We start from the raw sequence: 22154 nt of genomic DNA, 5'->3' as shown, positions 1-22154 counted from the left end.
CGCAGGACGATGGCCACTGCGCAGTGCCGGTCTAGCGGCGCGGACATGCGCTCGAGCGAAGGACGGTGCTGCGCGAGCGCGGGTGAGGCCGACCAGCCGCCGCGGGCACGGCTGCAGGCCACGCGTACGGCGCCGAATTGTGCGGGTGCACTATGCACATTCGGCGCACACGTTGTATGGTCATCGGGAATTGGTCATGCATAGGTCTGATCCTCGGGCCGGCACGTGATGCCGCCGCTGCAAGGAAGTCCACTGCGTCGACCGTTTGCTGAAATCCCAGGGAGCTCCAGGTCATGCACACCCGCCGCGACATCCTCCAGTTGCTGGGCGCCAGCGCGGGCGCCGGCCTGCTCGCCGGCGCACTGCCCGCCTTCGCCGCCACCGCTGCCGGCAACTTCGTCAGCAAGCGCCCGCCCAAGGCGCAGCGCCGCTTCGTCAGCAAGGCGGTCGAGCAGCAGATCGTGCAGATCAAGTCGCGCATCGCCGACCCCGAGCTGGCCTGGCTGTTCGAGAACTGCTACCCCAACACGCTGGACACCACGGTGGAAACCGGCACCCGCAACGGCAAGCCGGACACCTTCGTCATCACCGGCGACATCCATGCGATGTGGCTGCGCGACTCCTCCGCCCAGGTGCACCCGTATGTGCCACTGGCCAGGCGCGACCCCGCCTTGCGGCGCATGTTCCATGGCCTGATCCAGCGCCAGGCCGCCTGTATCCGGCTGGATCCCTACGCCAACGCCTTCCTGCCCGATGGCCAGACCCAGCGCCTGAAGTGGTCGCTCAACGACATCACCGAGATGAAGCCCGGCGTGGGCGAGCGCAAGTGGGAGATCGATTCGCTGTGCTACCCGATCCGCATCGCGCACGCATACTGGCGCGCCACCGGCGATGCCGCCCCGTTCGACGACGACTGGCGCGCGGCGATGCACGTGGTGGTCAAGACCTTTCGCGAACAGCAGCGCAAGGACGACCGCGGCCCGTACGTGTTCCAGCGCCCCTCGCCGCTGGCGACCGAGACCCTGGTGCTGGAAGGCTACGGCCAGCCGACCCGGCCCAACGGCATGATCCACTCGATGTTCCGCCCCTCCGACGATGCCTGCGTGTATCCGTTGTTCGTGCCGGCCAACCTGTTCGCGGTGGCTTCGCTGCGCCAGCTGGCAACGATGAGCACGGCCCTGCATCGCGATGCCGCGTTCGCCGCCGACTGCACCGCGCTGGCCGACGAAGTGGAAGCCGCCACGCGCAAGTTTGGCCAGCAACGCGACGCCGATGGGCAGGCGTACTGGGCATTCGAAGTGGACGGTTACGGCAACCAGTTGTTCATCGACGACGCCAACGCCCCCGGCCTGCTCAGCCTGGCCTACCTGGGCTGCTGCGACCGCACCGACCCGGTGTTCCTGCGCACGCGTCAGCTGGCCTGGAGCGAACGCAACCCGTATTTCTCGCGCGGCAGTGCGGCCGAAGGCGTCGGCAGCCCGCACAGCGGCATGGGCACGATCTGGCCGATGTCGATCATCCAGTACGCCCTGGTCAGCGACGACGACGCACACCTGCGCCAATGCCTGCAGTGGCTCAAGACCACCCATGCCGGCACCGGCTTCATGCACGAGGCCTTCGACAAGGACAACCCGAGCACCTTCACCCGCGACTGGTTCGCCTGGGCCAACACCTTGTTCGGCGAACTGATCATCGACCTGCACCAACGCAAACCCCAGCTGCTGCGCAGCGCCTGATTTTGCGAAGGGCCCGCCCTTCCAACGCGGAACTGCAGAGCGCTTGATCTTCCCTTCTCCCGCCGGGAGAAGGTGCCCGAAGGGCGGATGAGGGTACGGCCCGCCCCATTTCGTGACATCCAAGAGCACATCACCATGGCAACACGACGCGGTTTTCTCCAAGGCGCCATCGCAGCGGCACTGTTCGGCGGCGCAGGCCTCTCCGGGCGCGCGCGCGCGCGCGCCGGCAACTACGCACTGCCGGCCGATGCGCGCACCCGCGCCGAGCTCACCCGCCATGTCGATGTGTTCATCGGCACCGGCGGCCATGGCCACACCTTCCCCGGTGCGACCCTGCCGTTCGGCATGGTGCAGCTGAGCCCGGACACCTACAACGCGGTGTGGGATGCGTGCTCCGGCTATCACGCGTCCAACGGCTCGATCATGGGCTTCTCGCACACGCACCTGTCCGGGACCGGCATCGGCGACATGCTGGACTTCCTGCTGGTGCCCGCCACCGGCGAAGTGAAGCTGGTGCCTGGCGCACTCGACGCACCGGACAGCGGTTACCGCTCGCGCTACGACCATGCCGACGAAGCCGCCTCGCCCGGTTACTACCGCGTGCGGCTCAAGGACAGCGGCGTGCATGCCGAACTCACCGCCACCGCGCGCGCCGGCCTGCACCGCTACCACTTCCCCAAGGGCAAGCCGGCGCATGTGCTGCTGGACCTGTGCCACGGCATGCAGGACAAACCCGGCATCCCCACCCGCATCACCGACGCGCAACTGCGCGTGGTCGACGACCGCACCCTCACCGGCGGCCGGCGCGTCCATCAATGGGCGCAGGGGCGCTACATCTATTTCGCCATGCGGCTGTCGCGACCGTTCAAACAGGTGCAGCTGTACAACGAAGACCAACCGCTGGCCGCAGGCACGCGCAGCGTGGACGGCGTGCACCTCAAGGCCGCACTGCACTACCCCGACGCAGCCGACGCACCGCTGCTGATCAAGGTCGGCATCTCGGCGGTCAGCGCCGACAATGCGCTGGCCAACCTGGATGCGGAACTGCCCGACTTCGACTTCGCCCGCGTGCATGCGCAAGCCGTGGCCGCCTGGGAAAAGGAACTGGCGCGCGTACGCATCGACAGCGACGACGACGCGCAACGCCGCATCTTCTACACCGGCCTGTATCACAGCCTGCTCGCGCCCACCCTCTTCAGCGACGTGGATGGCCGTTACCGCGGCATGGACCTGCAGATCCACACCGCCCCCAAGGGCTATCACAACTACAGCACCTACTCGCTGTGGGACACCTACCGCGCCGCGCATCCGCTGCTCACCCTGGTGCAGCCCGAGCGCGTGCCGGACCTGGTGCAATGCCTGGTGCGCGGCGCCAACGAATGCCCGGATGGCGTGGGCATCTGGCCGCTGCAAGGCGTGGAGACCGGCTGCATGATCGGCTACCACTCGGCCGTGGTGCTGGCCGAAGCGCATGCCAAGGGCTTCACCGGCATCGACTACAAGGCCGCCTGGCCGGCCTACCGCAAGCGCGCCATGGACGACACCACCCATGGCCTGGCGGACTACCGCACGCTCGGCTACATCCCCGCCGACAAGGTCGACGAAGCGGTCAGCCGCACGCTGGAATACGCCTACGACGACTGGGCCTGCGCGCATCTGGCGCAGGCCGCCGGTGCCACCGACGATGCACGCGCACTGCGCGAACGCTCGCGCAACTACCGCAACGTGTTCAATCGCGACAGCGGCTTCGTGCAGGCGCGCCTGGAAGACGGCAGCTGGGCTAAACCGTTCGATCCGCGCGGCATGGGCCACATCGGCAAGTGGCGCGACTTCACCGAATCCAACGCCTGGCAGGCCAGCTTCCTCAACCAGCACGACCTGTACGGCTACATGGACCTGTACGGCGGCCGCGACGGCTTCGTCGCCAAGCTCGACGAGCTGTTTTCCACCAGCTCCGAACTGCCCGCCGATGCGCCACCGGATATCGACGGCCTGGTCGGCCAGTACGCGCACGGCAACGAGCCCAGCCATCACGTGGCCTATCTGTTTGCCTACGCCGGCCAGCCGTACAAGACCCAGGCGATGGTGCGCCGGCTGCTGCGCGAGCAGTACCACGATGCGCGCAACGGCCTGTCCGGCAACGAGGATTGCGGGCAGATGAGTGCCTGGTTCGTGCTCAGCGCGCTCGGGCTGTATGCGGTGGACCCGGTCAGCGGCAACTACGTCCTTGGCAGCCCGCTGTTCAAGCGCGCAGAACTCGATGTCGGCAACGGCCGTACGCTGCGCATCGTCGCGCACAACAGCGGCGCGCAGAACGTGTATGTGCAGTCGCTGAGCTGGAACGGCAAACCGACCAACCGCAGCTGGATGCGGCATGCCGACCTGGCCGCTGGCGGCACGCTGGAATTCACCATGGGCGCCAAACCGAATCCGGCCTTCGGCGCGAACAAGGAGGATCTGCCGCCTTCGTTTGCTTGATGTTTGTTCTTGCTCGTCACTCGTCACTCGTTACCGCCGGGAATCGCCCATGTTGCGCAGCACCCTCAGCCCCCTCGTCCTGGCCCTCGCGCTGGCGCTTCCCGTCGCCGCCCGTGCCGCCGACACCGACACCTGGCCCAGCTTCGGCACCCAGGGCACGCAGTTCGTGCGCGACGGCAAGCCGTATCAACTGCTCTCCGGCGCCATCCATTTCCAGCGCATTCCGCGTGACTACTGGAAAGACCGCCTGCAGAAGGCGCGCGCACTGGGCCTGAACACGGTGGAGACCTACGTGTTCTGGAACCTGGTCGAACCGCAGCAGGGCCGGTTCGACTTCACCGGCAACAACGATGTGGCCGCATTCGTACGCGAAGCCGCCGCGCAAGGCCTCAACGTGATCCTGCGGCCGGGCCCCTACACCTGCGCCGAGTGGGAAGCCGGCGGCTACCCCGCCTGGTTGTTCGGCAAGGACAACATCCGCGTGCGCAGCCGCGACCCACGCTTTCTCGCCGCCAGCCAGGCCTATCTGGATGCCGTGTCCCGACAGGTGCGTCCGCTGCTCAACCACAACGGCGGGCCGATCATCGCCGTGCAGGTCGAGAACGAATACGGCTCCTACGACGACGACCACGCCTACATGGCCGACAACCGCGCCATGTACGTCAAGGCCGGCTTCGACGACGCCTTGCTGTTCACCTCCGACGGCGCCGACATGCTCGCCAACGGCACCTTGCCGGACACCCTGGCGGTGGTGAACTTCGCTCCCGGCGAGGCCAAGAGCGCGTTCGACAAACTGATCAAGTTCCGCCCCGGGCAACCGCGCATGGTCGGCGAGTACTGGGCCGGCTGGTTCGACCACTGGGGCAAGCCGCACGCCAGCACCGACGCCAAACAACAGACCGAAGAACTGGAGTGGATCCTGCGCCAGGGGCATTCGGCCAACCTCTACATGTTCATCGGCGGCACCAGTTTCGGCTTCATGAATGGTGCCAATTTCCAGGGCAATCCCAGCGACCATTACGCCCCGCAGACCACCAGCTACGACTACGACGCCATCCTGGACGAAGCCGGCCGTCCCACCCCAAAGTTCGCGCTGATGCGCGACGCCATCGCCCGCGTCACCGGCGTGCAGCCGCCCGCGCTGCCGAAGCCGATCGCGATCGCGGCACTGCCGGACACCCAACTGCGCGAATCCGCCTCGCTGTGGGACAACCTGCCCGCCCCGATCGCCATCGACACGCCGCAGCCGATGGAACATTTTGGCCAGGACTACGGCTACATCCTCTACCGCACCACCGTCACCGGCCCGCGCAAGGGGCCGCTGTATCTGGGCGAGGTGCGCGATGCGGCGCGGGTGTATGTCGACCAGAAGCCGGTCGGCAGCGTCGAGCGCCGGCTGCAGCAGGTTTCCACCGATGTGGATATTCCGGCTGGCCAGCACACACTGGATGTCTTGGTCGAAAACAGCGGCCGCATCAACTACGGCCCACGCATGGCCGACGGCCGCGCCGGGCTGGTCGACCCGGTGCTGCTGGACAACCAGCAGCTCACCGGCTGGCAGGCCTTCCCGCTGCCGATGCGCTCGCCCGACAGCATCCGCGGCTGGACCCGCACTCCCGTCGCAGGCCCGGCCTTCCACCGCGGCACGCTGCGCATCGGCACACCGACCGACACCTATCTGGACATGCGCGCCTTCGGCAAGGGCGTGACCTGGGCCAATGGCGTCAACCTGGGCCGCCACTGGGCCATCGGCCCGCAGCGGGCGTTGTATTTCCCGGCGCCGTTCCAGCGCAAGGGCGACAACGCCGTGGTGGTGTTCGACCTGGACAGCACCGCCAAGCCCGGCGTGCGCGGCCTGCAGCAGCAGGTATGGATCACGCCGAAGGAGTAACGGGCACGCGGATGGCGGGCCGGTGACGATCACGCACCGGTCCGGGATGGCGATCGCAAGCCGCATACCCATGCCCGCCGACGCCCAAACCAACCGCGCGGCAACCCGCCGGGCGCTCCCGGACTGGCGCCCCTTCAGACTGCCGCGTGCGTGCCGCTATCTGGAGGTCCGCTGCCCGCGCAGCGTCTGCTACCTGTGCGGTATCGGACCGATCGCATTCCAGGCAAGATCACCGGCTCACGCCGTTGTGCAAAGGCAGTGGCGCATTCCCGTCGTCCCCTCGGGCGACGGTCAGATCGTGAGTTCCAGGAGCGTTTCATGTCCTCGTCCACCGTTACGCAAGACCCTGTCTCCGCGGTTCCGGAGCAGACCCAGCACGCCTTCGCCGAACACGTCCACAGCAAGCCCGCGCCCAGCCAGCCGATCGGCAGCACCGAAGCGGCGCACCTGATGACCTTCCTGTGCCAGACCCACTCGGCCAAGCAGCCGCAGATCCTGCTGCCACCGCAGGCGCGCGACGACGACGCGGCCTGAGTGCACCGACGCACTCGCGTCAGCAACATTGGCGACAGCACTGCCGCTGTCGCCAGCCGCCATTATTTGCCGGTGTTGAACGCATTGAGCACGGTGAGCAGACTGGTCAGATTGTCGGCGACACCTGCTTGCGCGACCTTCTCGACATCCGCCGCCGAGGCGGTCGTATCAAGGCTGTAGATCTGCATCACGCCCTGATTGGCGGCGGCCTGCGACAGCGTGTTTTGCTGCTGTTGCGCCGATACCGCGTTCTGAAACAGGATGTCGGTCGAATGCGCCATGCTCTGGTAGATCGTGCCCATCGCCATTGCAGGCGCCTCGCCAATGACCTTGACGTTGGCCTGCGTGACGGTATCGGTGATCTGGTCGTTGACTGCGGTGGGAAACGCCATGTGCGTGCTCCTGGGTGGATGGATACACGGCACTACGCGCTCAGCCCGGTTGCGCCGAAGGCCAGCCGCAGCCACTGATCGCTTCGCAGTCCACCGGGCAAGCGCCAGCCCCAACTGCATACCGTGTCATCTCGATAACGGCCTGCGCGTGTACGACTGAACCCTTGCAGCACACCGACGCAATCTGCGTCGCAGGCACATCGTGGCCGCGCGCAACCGCTGTGCGATAACACTTGTCACCACATGGCTGACCGGCTCCCGATCGGAGCCGGCCTGGCAATCGGCATGTTCGCTACGTGCCAACACACCGCTCAACCACGCTCAGCGCGCAGCCGCACCCTTGCCGGTATTGAACAACTGGAACTCGCGGATATGCACCGCATCGGCACCGGACTGGATGTTCAGGCGCACCCGCGACGCGGTCACCGGCGCGAAGTGATCGATCTTCATCCGGCCGATCGCCTGCGCCTTGGCCAGCGGCACCCACTTGCCGTCCTGCCAGGCTTCCACCGCATACTTCTGCACCAGCTGGCCGTCGTTGATCCACTCCATGCTCAGCGCGCTGTCGAAGGTCACCGGCTGCTTGAACTGCAGCTCCAGCACCGCGCTATGCGAACCGGCCGGTGCGCTCCAAAACGTCTCGCGATCGCCGTCCACTGCCGCGTCGATGCCGTCGGTTTTCTTGATGTTGCCGGCCACCAGGTTCTTGTCCGCGCCGTAGCGCGCCTGGAGCGCCTGGCCGAGTTCCTGCAAGCGTGCAACGTCGGCTTCCGGCAACAGTCCGCGCTTGTCCGGTGCAAGACCCAGCACCAGCTGACCGCCCAGGCCGACGCTCTTTTCCCAGATGTCCACCAGTTCATCCACGCTCTTGAGCGTCTGATCGCTGTTGGGGTGCCAGAACCACTGCAACTTGTGCAACGGCGTATCCACCTCCACCGGGCGCCAGCGCAGGTAGCCGTGGCGGTCGATCACGTTCCAGTTTTCGCCTTCGATGAAGCCGGCCTCGTTGCCCACCCAACGCACGTCGCCGTACTCGAACAACGCGGTGTCGGCGAACACCATCGCATTGGCCTGATAGGTGCGCAGCTCTTCCATGTACTTGTCGAAGTTGTACACGTGGCCGGCGCTGCCGGCGCCGTCCAGCCACCACTCGGTGATCGGGCCGTAATGCGAGGCCAGCTCCACCAACTGCGCGGCGTAGAACTTGTCGTATGCCTTGGAATCGGCATATTTGGGCTCGTGGCGATCCCACGGCGACAGGTACACGCCAAAGCCCATGCCCTCCTTGCGCACCGCATCGCTGGTGAGCCTGACCAGGTCGCCCTTGCCGCCCATCCACGGGCTGCTCTTGACCGAATAATTGCTCTCGGCGGTCGGCCACAGCGCAAATCCGTCGTGATGCTTGGCCACCAGGATCACGTACTTCGCACCGGCCGACTTGGCCGCGCGCGCCCACTGGCCCGGGTCCACATTGGTCGGGTTGAAGGTCTTGGCGCTGGCGGTTCCGTCGCCCCACTCCTGGTCCAGCCAGGTATTGGGATTGAAGTGCACGATCACGCCGAATTCCAGGTCCTGCCACGCCACCTGCTGCGGCGAAGGCTTCACCTCGGCAAAGTTCTGCGCGATGGCGGTGGGCAGGGTCAGCGCGGTCAGGCCGAGCGCGGCCAGCCAGCGCAACGGGGAGAGCGGGTGTGATGACATCGCGGGTCCTCGCAGTGGTGGGCGACCACGGCCGCCTGGATGGCCAGAGCATATGGTATTTAATAGATGATAAATAGGTATCTTTAAAATCTGCACAGGACTGGACCACGATGCATCCGTCACGCCTGCTGAGCTGCCTTGCCGCAAGCCTTGCCGTCTTCGCAGTCCAGGCCGAATCGCGCACGCCGCCGTGCTCGCCCATCGTGCTCAGCGAGTTCATCGCCGACCCTGCACCGACGCCGCAGGCGCACGCCTCCACGCTGCTGGAAACCCGCGACGGCACGCTGCTGGCGGCCTGGTTCGGCGGCGCGCACGAGGGAGCGGCCGATGTCGGTATCTGGCTCGCGCAGCGCGGCGCGCAGCAATGGCAGCCGCCGCGACGCATCGCCGACGGCGCGCATGCCGGCACGGATGGCGCGGCGCTGCCGGCCTGGAATCCGGTGCTGTTCCAGTCCGGCGCCGGCCCGGCGCAGCTGTACTACAAGCTCGGCCCCAATCCGCGGCAGTGGTGGGGCCTGCGTATCACCTCGGATGATGACGGTGCGCATTGGTCGCCACCGCAGCGCCTGCCCGACGGCATTCTCGGCCCGATCAAGAACAAGCCGGTGCAGTTGCCGAATGGGCGCATCCTCGCGCCCAGCAGCAGCGAAGACCGCGGCTGGCGCGCGCATCTGGAATGGAGCGACGACGACGGCGCGCATTGGCAACGCGGCATGCCGCTCAACGACCCGGCGGTGATCGGCGCGATCCAGCCCAGCGTCCTGCTGCATGCGGACGGGCGCGTGCAGCTACTCGGGCGCAGCCAGCAGAACAGGTTGTTCAGTACGTTCTCGCAGGATGGCGGCCTGCATTGGCACCCCATGCAGTTGCTGGACGTGGAGAACCCCAACTCCGGCACCGACGCGGTGATGCTGCGCGACGGCCGCGCCCTGCTGGTCTACAACCCCGGTATCGCCGGCAAGGACTGGTGGGACGGTCGCGGCACGCTTGCGGTGGCGCTCTCGAGCGATGGCGTGCATTGGCAACGCGCCATCACGCTGGAAAACAGCGCAAAAGACGAGTTCTCCTATCCGGCGGTGATCCAGACCCGCGATGGCCTGGTCCATATCAGCTACACCTGGAAGCGCCAACGTATCAGGCATGTCGTCCTGGATCCGACACGTCTCGGCAGCGAGGCAGAGGACACGAGATCGCCCCAATCACTGCCCGGAAGTGCGCAATAGATCGAGAGATTGAGGGCGCGGTGCCCTCACCACTTCTGGGACACGCCGTGACCCCGTCCGTGGAGGCCCTTGGCGGCATCCATCATGCTCTGCTTGCAAACACGCACACCGACCATTCCGACTGGTCCTTGCCCGCCCACCATCGCGGGACCTTACGCGGCATGGACGCCGCGTAAGAGCCTACAAGGACGTACTTGCGGCGTGTCCTGCGATGGTGGGCGGGCAAGGGCCCTGCAACGAAGCACAAGATCAGATGCTTTGCGCTCGCTTCTTCCACAGTGCCCCTGCTCTTATCCACGCACACGACCATCTCGACAGGTCCTTGTCCGCCCACCGTCGCGGGACCTTGAGCGGCATGGATGCCGCGCCAGAGCCTACAAGGACGTACTTGCGGCGTGTCCCGCGATGGTGGGCGGGCAAGAGCCCTGCAACGAAGCACAAGATCAGATGCCTTGCGCTCGCTTCACCTGGATTGCCCAGCCCCAGCATGCAAAAAGGTCCCAGCTCACCTGCTCCACAATCGGCACGCAGCGCCTCACAGCTCCTGCAACAGCTCCACGATCCGCCGCACCCGCGCCACATCGGTACGCTGGTAATCGCCGCCCAGGTCGGAGATGTGCGCATGCGGCGCATGCACCTGCGCCGCAACCGGCCCACGTGAGGAGGCATGGAACTCGCGCGCACCGGTGTTGGCACGCAGCGCACGCACATTGCTTTCGGATACGCCCGCACCGGGCATGATGCTGATGCGATCACCCGCCTGCCGCACCAATGCGGCAATGGTGTCGATACCGTCAAGCGCGCTCGCACGCGCACCGGAGGTCAGCACGCGCTCGCACCCCAGCGTCACCGCATCTTCCAGCGCGCGCGACGGATCGGCACTGACATCGATCGCACGATGAAAGGTCACACCCAGCGGACCGGCTGCGGCGATCAACACCCGCATCGTGTCCATGTCGACCTGCCCATGCGGATCCAGCGCGCCCAACACCACGCCATCGCAGCCCAACCGCACGCAGTGCTCCACATCGCGCCGCATCACCTCGACCTCCGCCGCATCGAAGACGAAATCGCCCGCGCGCGGACGGATCAGTACGTACAGCGGAATCTGCAATCGCTCACGCACCACCGCCAGCGTGCCGAATGATGGCGTCAGCCCGCCGCCATCCAGGCCCCCGCAGAGCTCGACACGCATCGCACCGCCTTCCTGCGCCGCCAATGCCGACCCCACCGAATCGGCGGCCACTTCCAGCCCCAACGCACTCATGCTGCAGGCGCAGCGGTGTAGTGGCTTTCGCCGGGCACCAGCAGATCCTGCCGCTGCGCATCGCAGACCGCGTAACTGAAACCCTTCTGGATCGCGAACGCCCCCACCTCGCCGCGCTTGTTCATTGCCAGAAACCCCACCTGCAAGGTGCGGGTGAGTTCGGGCTTGCGGCGAATCAGCCGCATCACCACCTCGCGGCAGGCATCGGCAGGCGACTTGCCCTGGCGCATCATTTCCACCACCGCAAAACTGCCGACATTGCGGATCACCTCTTCGCCGACGCCGGTCGAGGTCGCACCGCCGACCTCGTTGTCCACATACAGGCCCGCCCCGATGATCGGGCTGTCGCCGACCCGCCCGTGCATCTTCCACGCCATGCCGCTGGTGGTGCACGCGCCGGACAGGTTGCCGTGCGCATCCAGCGCCAGCATGCCGATGGTGTCGTGATTGTCCTTGCCGCCCGGCAGCTTCGCATCGCGCCAGGCACGGTTTTCGATATTGGCTTCCGGCGAGTACTTCGAGGTCTTCAGCCACTCTTTCCACGCCGCTTCCGAGCTGGGCGTGAGCAGCCTGGTCTGCGCAAATCCCTGTTCCAGCGCGAACTGTCGCGCGCCGTCGCCGACCAGCATCACATGCGGGGTTTTTTCCATCACCGCGCGCGCCACCGAAATCGCATGCACCACATCTTCCAGCGCCGCCACCGAGCCGCAATTGCCCAGGTGATCCATGATGCAGGCGTCCAGCGTCACCCGGCCGTCGCGATCCGGGTAGCCGCCCAGCCCCACGGTGGGATTGCTCGGGTCCGCTTCGGGCACCCGCACGCCGGCTTCCACCGCATCCAGTGCGCTACCGCCACTGCCGAGGATTTTCCAGGCCGCCTGATTGGCGGCAATGCCGAAATCCCAGGTGGAAATCACCCGCGCCGCGCCGTGCGGCAGCGCGGTAACGCGTCCGGCCGTGCCGGCACCGACCGCCGCCTGCGCGCGTGCGCCCCACCCGGCCAGGCCGGAAGCGATCGCACCAAGCGTGGCGCTCTTGAGGAAGTGACGACGTTGGATCATCCGGGCGAACTCCATGCGGGAAGAAGACAGCCAGCCGCACTGCGCGGCGACAGTCTTCCATCATGCGGCAGCGCCGCGCGCGGATAAACCGCCTTGCGGCGCTGTCGGCTGCGGATCCGCGCACAACTACCGCTGCATCCGGCCCGTTGCGCGCGCGGTAGCCTGCCCGCCCCACGACGAGGGCAGACAGACTCACCCGCCACAGGTGTCAGCGTCGTCGCGCAATTTGCTGGTCAACACATGGTCGCGCCAGACGCCGTTCAATTGCAGATACCGGCGCGCATAGCCTTCGATCTGAAAGCCCAGCCGCTGCAGGACACGCGCACTGCGCAGGTTGTCGGGGACGTATTGCGCCATCACCCGATGCAGGCCAAGCGGGCCGAACGCAAACGCGATGCCCTGCATGGCGGCCCACTGCATCAAACCGCGTCCCTGCTGCTGCGCATCCAGGCCGTAACCCAGATGACAGCCCTGGAAGGCACCGCGCTGGATCTGGGTGAAGCCGACCGTGCCGATCACCTGCGCATCGCGCAGCAATACCAGTTGCAACTCGCGTTCGCCGGGCACTGCGGTGCGGTAGGCGATGCTCAGGCGGCGCCAGCCGTCGGTGCTGTAGAACGCCGGCGGCCGCAGCGGCATCGCAGCGGCCAGATGCGCGCGATTACGGCTGTGGTAGTCGGCCATCGCCGCCGGATCGACGATGGCCAGATCACACAGCACCACACCCTCGGCGTGCTCGACGCGGGCAAAGACGGGCAGACTCATGACAACCACGACCGCGCCTTGCGCGCGTCGTGCGTGTTGCGTGGATCAGGCTGATGCATACAGATCACGCCCCCGCAAACGGTTGCCCAACGGCAGCAAGAAGGCTCGGGCATCTGCCGTGTCATCATGGACTGCACGCAGCAGGGGCACGCCCGACTGGCCGGTGCAGCTCTGTCCCGATCCCCATCCCGACACTACCCGCACGCCGGCAGCGGCGGCGTCCAGCAGCGGCGCCTTAGGCGGCGACCGCCGCGAGCGCCTGCGCAACCTGCGCTTCGATCGCATCCAGGTTCGGCAGCAATGCGCTCTGCTCGCCCAACAGCACGCGCATGTGCACGCCGTCGGGCAGCGCATCTTCGGAGGCGTCGGCCAGCAGGCCATCGCGCGGCACCGAGATCAGCTGCGGGAACGAAGCGGTGAGCAAGGCGAAATACGGCAGCGCCGGATTGCCACCCAGCGCCTTGAGCACGATCACCTTGTTGTTGACCGCCGTCGGCTCCTCGCCCATCCCGCTCAAGCGCGCGAACGACAGCAGCGGCACCTTCCAGCCGTACCAGTCGATGCGCCCGACCACCCAGCGCGGCATCTCGGCCATCGGCTCGACCGCCACCCGCGACATCACCTCGGCCACCGTGGCGTTCGGCAGCAGCACGCGCTCGTGGCCGGCCTGGATCAAAACGCCGCGGATTTCGTCATTGTTGGCGTAGCTCATCGCACCTATTCCGATCTTGAGAGGAAGCGCCCGGCTTATGCCGGCCAGCGCTGTGCCAATGCCTGCGCCAACTGCACGGGGTCGCCGGTCAGGATGCCTTGGCGTGCCAGACGCGCCGCCGCGGCCGGGTCGTAGCAGCCATCGGCGGATTGACCCGCCAGCCAGCCGCCCTGCTCGGCCAGCGCCAGCGCTGACTCGACCAGCGCCTCATTGGCGCCGCTGAGCATCAGCACCGCGCTGTCGGTCGGCGGCAACGCGGCCACCAGCCCGGCAGGATCGGCCTGCGCGACAAACGCCAGCGCGCCGGCATGTTGCTGCACGCCGATGTCGTCGGACAGCACGTAAACCTTGCCCGACGTAATCACCTGGCCGGCCTCGCCCAGTTCGACCGGCAACGCCGACACGCGTCCCATCTGCCGCACCAGGTTGCCGTACTGGCCGCCATCCAGGGTCATGCGCACCAGCACGGCGCGCGGAAACGCCGGCGGTAGCGCGGACAGCAGGCGACGGATCGCATCCGGGCCGCCGATGCCGGCCAGCACCAGCACTGCACCGGTGGTCGCACCGGCCTGATCCAGCTCGACCAGCGACAGCCCGCCGGTCGACAACGTATCCATGTTCACTTCGGCACGCGGGCGCACCACCACGGCCACCTCGTCGACCAGGCCCCAGGTACTGGAATCGCCCAGCGTCAGGACTGGCGCCTCTGCCGCCGCTGCGGTCTCGGACGCGTCGGCGCCACGTGCGAACAAGGTGTCGCTGGGCACGCTGTCGAACGCATGCGCAGCTGCCTGCAGATGCTGGTCCAGCTGCAGATCCGAATGCTGCCGCGGTGCCAACTCCAGGCCCGGCTCGGGCTGCAGCGACGGCTCGCTCTCGGTGCCTGGCGGCAACACGTCGGCGTGGCCATGCAGCTTGGCCGCCAGATGGCGCACCCAGCGCTGCGCTTCCCAGCCCTCGCGGCGCACGGTCAGCTCGGCTTCGTCGAAGATCACCGTGACACCGGGCATGTTGAAGGCCGGCTCCAGCGCTTCGAGCGCGTCTTCGATCGACGGCTCCAGCGCAACCAGCACTGCCACCGGTTCGGCATCGCGCAGCATCTGCACGTCCACCGCCGCCGGTTCGTCTTCCAGCACCACGTGCGCGCCGGCCAGGCCGAGCGCTTCACGCAGGCGCTCGCGCGCCTGCCCGGGCCGGCCCAGCAGGGCGACCGGAGTTCCCATTGCGCCATTATTCTCGGACACGGGCGATCCCCAGCAGGTCATACACGTTTCGCATCAGATCCAACTCTTGGTAGGGCTTGCCCAGGTAACGCTGCACGCCGATCTCGAAGGCGCGCTGGCGATGCTTCTCGCCGCTGCGCGAGGTGATCATCACGATCGGCACCGCCTTGAAGCGTGGGTCGGCACGCATCGCGGTCGCCAGCTCGTAGCCGTCCATGCGCGGCATTTCGATGTCCAGCAGCATCAGGTCGGGCACGCGCTCCTGCAGCAGTTCCAATGCCTCGACACCATCGCGTGCGGTGGTGACGTCCAGGTTGTGGCGTTCCAGTACGCGGCTGGTGACCTTGCGCATGGTCAGCGAATCGTCCACCACCATCACCAACGGCACCTGGCGCTGCGATTCGGCCGGGGTTTCCAGCGCCGGCCGCGCCGGCTGGCTCAGATAGCGACGCACCAGCGGGGCCACGTCCAGGATCACCACCACACGGCCATCGCCGGTGATGGTGGCGCCGTAGATGCCCGGCACCGAGGCGATCTGCAGGCCCACCGGCTTGACCACGATTTCGCGGTTGCCCAGCACCTGGTCGATCGCCACCGCCGCGCGCAGGTCGCCCGCACGCACCAGCAGCAACGGCACCTGCGCCTGACCATCGGCACGCGCGGCGGCCTGGCCGACCAGCGAGCCGAGATCGTGCAGGACGTACTCTTCGCCAGCGTAGTGGTAGCCGCCCTCGCCAGACGCGTAGCGGCTGCGCGAGATGCGGCCGATACCGCTGACCGACGCCACCGGCACCGCGAAGGTGGTGTCGCCGATGCGCACGAACACCGCCTGGGTGACCGCCAGCGTCTGCGGCAGGCGCAGGGTGAAGGTGACGCCCTGGCCGCGCACCGAGTGGATGTCCACCGAGCCGCCCAGCTGGCGCACTTCGTTGCGGACCACGTCCATGCCCACGCCACGGCCGGCCAGCTGGCTGACCTGCTCGGAGGTACTGAAACCGGAGGCGAAGATCAGCCCATCCAGCTCGGCCTCGCTGAGCTCCTGGCCAGGTTCGATCAGGCCGCGCTGCTCGCCACGGCGACGGATCGCCTCGCGGTCCAGCCCGGCGCCATCGTCGGCCACTTCCAGCACGATTTCCGAACCTTCGCGGCGCAGACGGATCGCGATGCTGCCCTCTTCCGGCTTGCCCGCGTCGCGCCGTTGCTCCGGCGTCTCCAGGCCGTGCGCCACCGAGTTGCGCAGCATGTGTTCCAGCGGCGCGACCATGCGATCGAGCACGTTGCGGTCGAGTTCGCCCTGGGTGCCCTCCAACAGCAGATGCACCTGCTTGCCGGTGTCGCTGGCCGCCTGGCGGACCACCCGACGCAGACGCGGCACCAGGCCGTCGAACGGCACCATGCGCGCGCGCATCAGGCCGTCCTGCAACTCGGAGCTGACGCGCGACTGCTGTTGCAGCAGACCATCGTATTGACGCGACAGGTCCTCCAATACCCCTTGCAGACCGCCCAAGTCGGCGGCCGATTCGTTCAGCGCGCGGCTGAGCTGCTGCAGGGTGGAGAAGCGGTCCAGTTCCAGCGGATCGAAGGTGCGATCGCCCTGGTCCTGCTCGCGCTGATACCGCGCCACGATCTGCGCTTCGGTTTCCAGATCCAGACGCCGCAACTGGTCGCGAAGACGGGCGTTGGTGCGATCCAGTTCGCCCATGGCACCGCGGAAGGCGCCCATCTGCTGTTCCAGGCGCGAGCGGTAGATCGCCACTTCGCCGGCGTGATTGACCAGGCGATCGAGCAGGTCGGCACGCACGCGCACCTGTTCCTGCTGCGCGCGCGGCATCAGTTCTTCCTCGACTTGGCCTTCGACCGGCACCGGCGCCGACAGCGGTGCCGGTTCCACCGACGCCTTGGCGATCGCACGCACATCGGCGTCGCTCGGCTCTGCGGCATTGCGGCCACGGGTACGGGTTTCGAAGGCTTCCACCAGGTCGGTCGGCATCGCCACGGCGCGGTGCATGCCGGTGCGGGTCAGCAGCTGATGCAGGCGGTCGAAGCCGCGCTCGAACAGGCGCACGTCGTCGCGGTCGATGTCGGTACGGTTGGCCGCCACCGCCTCGAGCAGCGATTCGATCGCATGGCCGAGATCGCCAATGGCGTTGATGCCGGCCATGCGCGCGCCGCCCTTGAGCGTGTGCAGGTCGCGCTGCAGTCCGTTGAGGACCTCGCGGTCTTCCGGCACCTCGCGCATGCGGGCGATCAGACCATCGCAATGATCCAGCAGGTCGCGGCCTTCCTCGACGAAGATGTCGACCAACTCGCCATCGAGCTGGTCGAAGTTGAGCGGGCCGGCATCGAAGTCTGCGCCCACATCGTTGGCGGTGCCATCGGCCGCTGCGGCGTCTTCCACCGGCGCACTGAAGGGCACGGCTGCAGCGTCTTCGTGTTCGCTTGCGGGTTCGGCGTGTCCGACTTGTTCGGGATGCTCGACAGGATCCGTTGCGTTGGTAGCCTCGAGCGTCTCGTCTGCGTCTGGATGCTGCGCGTGGACCCCGGCATCGGCACGAGAATCCGCCTCGGCGTCGGCAACGACGTCCGAATGCAGCTCCGGCGCAATTTCCGACTGCGGATCGCCGGTTTCTTCGACCCGATCGGCCACCTGCGCCATCTCGAAGGCTTGCACCGACTCGATGGTGCGTTCGGGTAGCGCTTCGGCAGCCTGCTGTGCTTCGTCAGTCTGCTGCGCTTGTGCAGCGTGCTCTGCCTCTGCAATGTGCTCGACTTGGTCGGCATGCGCGTGCGCGTCCGCGCGTTCCTGCTCGCTCGACTCGACGTGCGCGTCCGATTGCGCAGGCTCGTCCGCATGCGCAGGTTGCTGCGGGTGCACCTGCTCGCCCGACAGAGCATGCTCTTCGGAAGCCGGCTGCTCGCCAAACTGCGCCGTGTCTTCCATGTGCAACCGGTCGCCAACCTGCGCGTCGGCATCGTGCGGCAACGCGGCATCGCCGTGCTGGGCTGCTTCGTCGGCAGGCAGCTGCGCGTGCTGTGCCTGCCCGGCGGTCGTCCCTTCGTGCGGCGTGGGGACGTGGTCGCCCCGCTCAGTCGCACCACTGTCCAGCGCCGCGGTGCCCGGCGTCCAGTCTTCGCTGGTCGCCGCGTAGGTCTGGTCGGCAAGCAGGGCCTGCGCGTGCACCGCTTCCAATGCCTCGATGGTCTCGACAGGCGCATCGTCCGTGGACGCGGCGCCATCGTGTTGGTCGTGCACGGCCGCGTGCTCGCCCAGCGACTGCTGCTCGGGGTCTGCACGGTCGGCATCGACATCCCCGGCTTCCGGCGCGGCGAGCGTCTGCGCGTCGCCCAACGTAGCTTCCGCGTCGGACAACTCGTCCACCGCCACGTGCTCGCCAGCGTCCGGCACCTGGCTTGATTGCTCATGCGAGGCCGCATCGCCACTGCCGGCCTGCTGCAATCCGGTCGCGTCCCAGGCAGCGGCGTCGACCACCGGCTCATCGGCCGGCGTGTCGTGCGCACCGACGCCAAGCGACTCGGCGTCGGCTTCGGCTGCGTGCTGGTGCTGGACAGCATCGCCATGCACCGCGTCGGCGACCTGCTCCGTACCGGCCTCGGATGCGAGTGCATCCCCAGGTGCTGCCTGCGCGGTCTCGACCGATTCGACACCCGGCTCTAGCTCCTGTGCAGCAATGTCAGCTGCCTGTGCCTGTTCGTGCGGTGCCGGCGCTTCCAGCGCAAGCGCCGACGTGTCGTCGGCCTCGGCCTCGGCCAGCTCGTCCACCGCGATCGGGGCGTCGGCGTGCGCATCGGCATCCGGCGCGGCGTCATCGGCGACATGCGCGGGCGCGCGGTGATCGGCCGCATCCGGCGGCAGCACGTTGGCGTCCAGATACTGTGACAGATCCTGCGCGCCGGTCAGCTCGACCGCCGACTCGCTGTCGACCCCCGACTCGCTCGGCGCATCCAGGTCGTCCAGTTCGTCCAGGAACGCATGCGGTGGCCATTGCACTTCCGGCAGGGTCTCCACCAGCGCGCGCAGGCGCTCGGTCAATGGCGCAAACGAGGGGATCAACGGCGCATCGGCGCGCAAGGCGGTCACGGTGACGGCGATTGCGGCGGCCGTTGCGGCGATGGCGTCGATGCCCTCCTGCGATGGGACCAGCGACGCGGCGAGCAGCCGCTTGACGTAGCTTTCGGCCGGCGTGGTCACCAACGTGATTTCCGGCACATCGGTCATCGCGAATGCGCCGCTCATGGTGTGCACGGCGCGCAGCAATTCCTCGCTCGCCAACTGCGGCTCGGCCTGGCTGGCGTGCAGCCATGCGTTGACGGTTTCCAGATGGGTGGCGACTTCGGCTTCCAGGATCTCGCGCAGCACGCTATCCACCGACGCCGGTGTGCCACCGGTCGCCGCGAACACACCTGCAGCTGCCGGAATGAAACCGACATCCGCAGCCGCCGGCGTCGCCGGCGCGGCCACGTAATAGACTTCTTCGCCTGCGGCCACACGCTCGGCAACTGCCTGGATGTCCGGCAGGTCGGCACTGATGCGGCCCTGGTCGCGCAGTGCGGCGTTGAACTGCGGCAGCACCTGGTAGGCCAGCTCGACCATCGCCACCACCGCCGGGCTGGCCGGCCGTGAATTGTCGAGCACGCGATTGAGCATGCTCTCGATCTTCCAGCTGAACTCGCCGAGCACCTGCGCGCCGACCAGACGACCGCTGCCCTTCAAGGTGTGGAAGACGCGGCGGATCGGGCGCAGGTTGTCCTGGCTATGCGGCGCGGCACGCCATACCGGCAGCAGCTGGCCCAGATTGACCAGTTCCTCGTCGAATTCCTCCAGGAACACGTCGCGGATATCGTCGTCGATATCGCTGTCGCCAAAGCCGCCGAAGATGCCAACATCCGCACTCGCCTGGACCGGCTCGCTCACTGCTGGCTCGGGCGCTGCCTTCGCTGCCTGGGCATGGGCATCGGTCGTCTGCGGATGCTGCACATCGAACTGCGCGGCGGCCGCGTCGAGCTGGGCCAGGAACGCCGTCGATGCGGCGTCCAGTTCGAATTCGCTGACCACCGCCTGCTGCACGCGCGGCGCGCTCTGCCCGGAGGCTTCATCGGCCGGGGCTGGCTGCGGTTCGGGCACGGATTCGACGAACGGGTCGTCCAGCTCCTGCGGCGCGACAGGCGGCAACGGCGGCGGCGAGAACGCATCGTCGATGCTGGTCTGCGCGCGGTTGGTTTCGGCCTGCGCGATGAAGTCCAGCGGTGCCTCGGTCTGGTCGGCATCGCCCGGCAACTCGATCTGCTCAATCTGCAGCGGCGCCGGTTCGGCAACCGCGGGCGTGGCGCTGTCGTCCTGCTCCAGCGCACTCAGATCCACGGTGTAGCTGACCTGCGCGGCATCGGCAGACACGCTGCCGTCCTGCTCGGCCGACACCGGGTCGAACACGGAGGTGGCGATCGGTGCGGCGTGCTCGCTGGTTTCCAGCTGCCAGTCGCCTGGCGCCTGCGCGCCATCGTCGGACAGGTCCAGCGGCGCGACCGTGAACGGCACGTGCGCCTGGCCGGAGACGGTTTCTTCGGCGGCGACCGGGTCGAAGGAGAACGCCGTATCGGTGGCGGCAGCGCCGGTGTCGTGCACCACGCTGGCGGCGAACGGCGCCTCGACCACGGTTTCGTTGGCCCATTCCAGCGACGGCGTCGGCGCAGCGTCGTTGGCCGCCAGCGCCGGGGCACCGGTTTGCCGAGCGAGCGATGCGGCGGACGGCTGCGGCTCGGCCACGCTGCCCGGCTGGTCGGCACCGACCGGCAGGTCGGACGGCTGGCCCGAGGGCAGCGGCCAGTAGCGCAGGGTCTCCAGGCTGTTGCGGGTGATGTCCAGGATCTCCTCGCGGCCGGGGCGGCGCTCGCGCAGGGCTTCCAGGTAGTACTCCAGGCTGGCCATCGCGTCGGCCAGGGTGTCCAGCTGGCGACCGCTGGGCACGCGCTGCTTGCCGATCAGTTCCAGATCGACGTAGCGGCGCACGCCTTCCAGATAATCGGCTGCCTGCGGCAGCTCGAGGATACGCAAGGCACCGCCCACTTCGCCGAGCAGATGCGGAACATCGGTCAGACGGGCGTGGTCCCAGTTGGTCTCGATGAAGGCGACGAAATGCTCGCGCGCCGCACCGAAATTGGCGATCGCTTCCTGCGCCAGCACGTCCACCGTGCGCCGCACTTCCGAGGAGGTGGCGCTGTTGCTGGCTTCGTTGCCGTCGCCGACATCGGCGCCCAGGCTGGCGACCTGATCATCCAGCGAGGCATCGACATAGAGCAGCGCGCCGGCGATATCCAGCAGCACGCCTTCGTCCATCTGCACCTGGCCGTCGACCACGCGCGCCAGCGCATCGCGCTGCTGCACGACCACGTTGCGCGCCACGCCCAGGCCCATCATGCCCAGGGTGTCGGCAACGCTGCCGAGATCATTGACCTGGCTCTGCAGGTCGGCGATCTCGCCGCCGGTGCGCAGGTGCAGGTCCAGCGCATCCTTGACGCGCAGCAATTCTTCCTTGACCGCGTTGCCGACGGTGTCGAGCAACTCGCGATTGCGCCCGCTCAGACTGCCGCGGGCATGATCCAGCTCGGCCTCGGTGGCGGCACCGGCCTGCGGATCGAACGCGAACAGCACGCTTTCGTTCAGACCCGGCTGACCACGCGTGGCACGGATTTCATTGAGCAGCGGCAGCAGCACGATCGGAATGTCGCGGTGACCGTTCTGCAGGCGCTCCAGGTAATCGGGCAACAGCACGGTGCCACGCATCAGCATGGCGCAGGCTTCGTCGCGGTCGGCCACGTCGCCGGCCTGCACCGCCTGGGCCAGCAGTTCGAGTTCTTCGGCCACCATCGCCGGGGCGTATAGCTCGACCATGCGCAAGGTGCCCTGCACCTGGTGCAGATAGCCGGCGCAGAAACGCATCCGACTGGTGTCGGACGGTTCTTCGGCAAAATACTCGATCTCGTTGCGCGCCTGGCGCAACGTCTCGTCCAGCTCCGGCTTGACCCAGCCCAGCGCGGCGTGACTCATCGCATCGCGAAGCGCACTCATTGCAGCCCCCTGCCTACGGCCGGCGTACCGCCAGGGCGGCCACCGGTCTGTTCCTGCATCGACGTAACGCTACTACGCGCCATCTGC

At 67.5% G+C, this 22154-nt stretch carries 13 protein-coding genes; 5 read left to right on the top strand and 8 right to left on the bottom strand.

The genetic code is table 11. The features are described from left to right. The first annotated feature begins 293 nt into the window (after window positions 1–293). The 4 genes from FHT08_RS03940 (at window position 294) to FHT08_RS03925 (ending at window position 6639) form a co-directional block, all read left to right on the top strand. On the top strand, window positions 294–1736 hold the full coding sequence (locus FHT08_RS03940; RefSeq protein WP_166774352.1) for a glycoside hydrolase family 125 protein: 1443 nt from the start codon (window positions 294–296) through the stop codon (window positions 1734–1736). 135 nt (window positions 1737–1871) lie between these two features. Further along, window positions 1872–4214: a GH92 family glycosyl hydrolase gene (locus FHT08_RS03935; protein ID WP_166774351.1), complete on the top strand. Its 2343-nt coding sequence runs from the start codon at window positions 1872–1874 to the stop codon at window positions 4212–4214. Between the two features lie 49 nt (window positions 4215–4263). Further along, on the top strand, window positions 4264–6105 hold the full coding sequence (locus FHT08_RS03930; protein WP_104536027.1) for a beta-galactosidase family protein: 1842 nt from the start codon (window positions 4264–4266) through the stop codon (window positions 6103–6105). Window positions 6106–6423: 318 nt separating this feature from the next. Beyond that, a complete protein-coding gene (locus FHT08_RS03925) occupies window positions 6424–6639 on the top strand; it encodes a hypothetical protein (RefSeq protein WP_016904393.1) in 216 nt (71 codons plus the stop codon). A 62-nt stretch (window positions 6640–6701) separates the two neighbouring features. Here FHT08_RS03925 and FHT08_RS03920 read toward each other — a convergent pair whose 3' ends face one another. Together FHT08_RS03920 and FHT08_RS03915 are read right to left on the bottom strand one after the other, a co-directional pair. Continuing rightward, the gene (locus FHT08_RS03920) at window positions 6702–7031 is read right to left on the bottom strand and encodes a RebB family R body protein (RefSeq protein WP_104536028.1); all 330 of its coding nucleotides are present in this window, start codon (window positions 7029–7031) and stop codon (window positions 6702–6704) included. 321 nt (window positions 7032–7352) lie between these two features. Then, window positions 7353–8732, bottom strand: coding sequence for an alpha-L-fucosidase (locus FHT08_RS03915; RefSeq protein ID WP_104536029.1), 1380 nt, complete (start codon window positions 8730–8732; stop codon window positions 7353–7355). Window positions 8733–8842: 110 nt separating this feature from the next. Between FHT08_RS03915 and FHT08_RS03910 the strand changes: the two genes are divergently transcribed. Continuing rightward, window positions 8843–9955, top strand: a complete 1113-nt coding sequence (locus FHT08_RS03910) for a sialidase family protein (protein ID WP_166774350.1) — start codon at window positions 8843–8845, stop codon at window positions 9953–9955. Between the two features lie 535 nt (window positions 9956–10490). Here the strand turns inward: FHT08_RS03910 and FHT08_RS03905 are convergent. The 6 genes from FHT08_RS03905 to FHT08_RS03880 form a co-directional block, all read right to left on the bottom strand. Further along, window positions 10491–11222, bottom strand: coding sequence for a copper homeostasis protein CutC (locus FHT08_RS03905; RefSeq protein ID WP_166774349.1), 732 nt, complete (start codon window positions 11220–11222; stop codon window positions 10491–10493). Further along, complete coding sequence (locus FHT08_RS03900; protein ID WP_166774348.1) at window positions 11219–12283, bottom strand: N(4)-(beta-N-acetylglucosaminyl)-L-asparaginase; 1065 nt, start codon at window positions 12281–12283, stop codon at window positions 11219–11221. Before FHT08_RS03900 ends, FHT08_RS03905 begins: the two co-directional genes overlap by 4 nt. Before the next feature lie 192 nt (window positions 12284–12475). Continuing rightward, a complete protein-coding gene (locus FHT08_RS03895; protein ID WP_104536032.1) occupies window positions 12476–13048 on the bottom strand; it encodes a GNAT family N-acetyltransferase in 573 nt (190 codons plus the stop codon). Between the two features lie 235 nt (window positions 13049–13283). Next, entirely contained in the window at window positions 13284–13760 is a 477-nt protein-coding gene (locus tag FHT08_RS03890; protein ID WP_104536033.1) for a chemotaxis protein CheW, read from the bottom strand. Window positions 13761–13795: 35 nt separating this feature from the next. After that, on the bottom strand, window positions 13796–14983 hold the full coding sequence (locus FHT08_RS03885) for a chemotaxis protein CheB (protein ID WP_104605670.1): 1188 nt from the start codon (window positions 14981–14983) through the stop codon (window positions 13796–13798). A 7-nt stretch (window positions 14984–14990) separates the two neighbouring features. Then, the gene (locus FHT08_RS03880) at window positions 14991–22067 is read right to left on the bottom strand and encodes an Hpt domain-containing protein (protein ID WP_166774347.1); all 7077 of its coding nucleotides are present in this window, start codon (window positions 22065–22067) and stop codon (window positions 14991–14993) included. Window positions 22068–22154: the final 87 nt, after the last annotated feature.

It is taken from the genome of Xanthomonas sp. CFBP 8151, assembly GCF_011761885.1.
GTDB lineage: Bacteria > Pseudomonadota > Gammaproteobacteria > Xanthomonadales > Xanthomonadaceae > Xanthomonas > Xanthomonas arboricola_B.
Note: the sequence above shows the minus strand (reverse complement) of the source record. Positions and strands in the feature narration are given on the sequence as shown.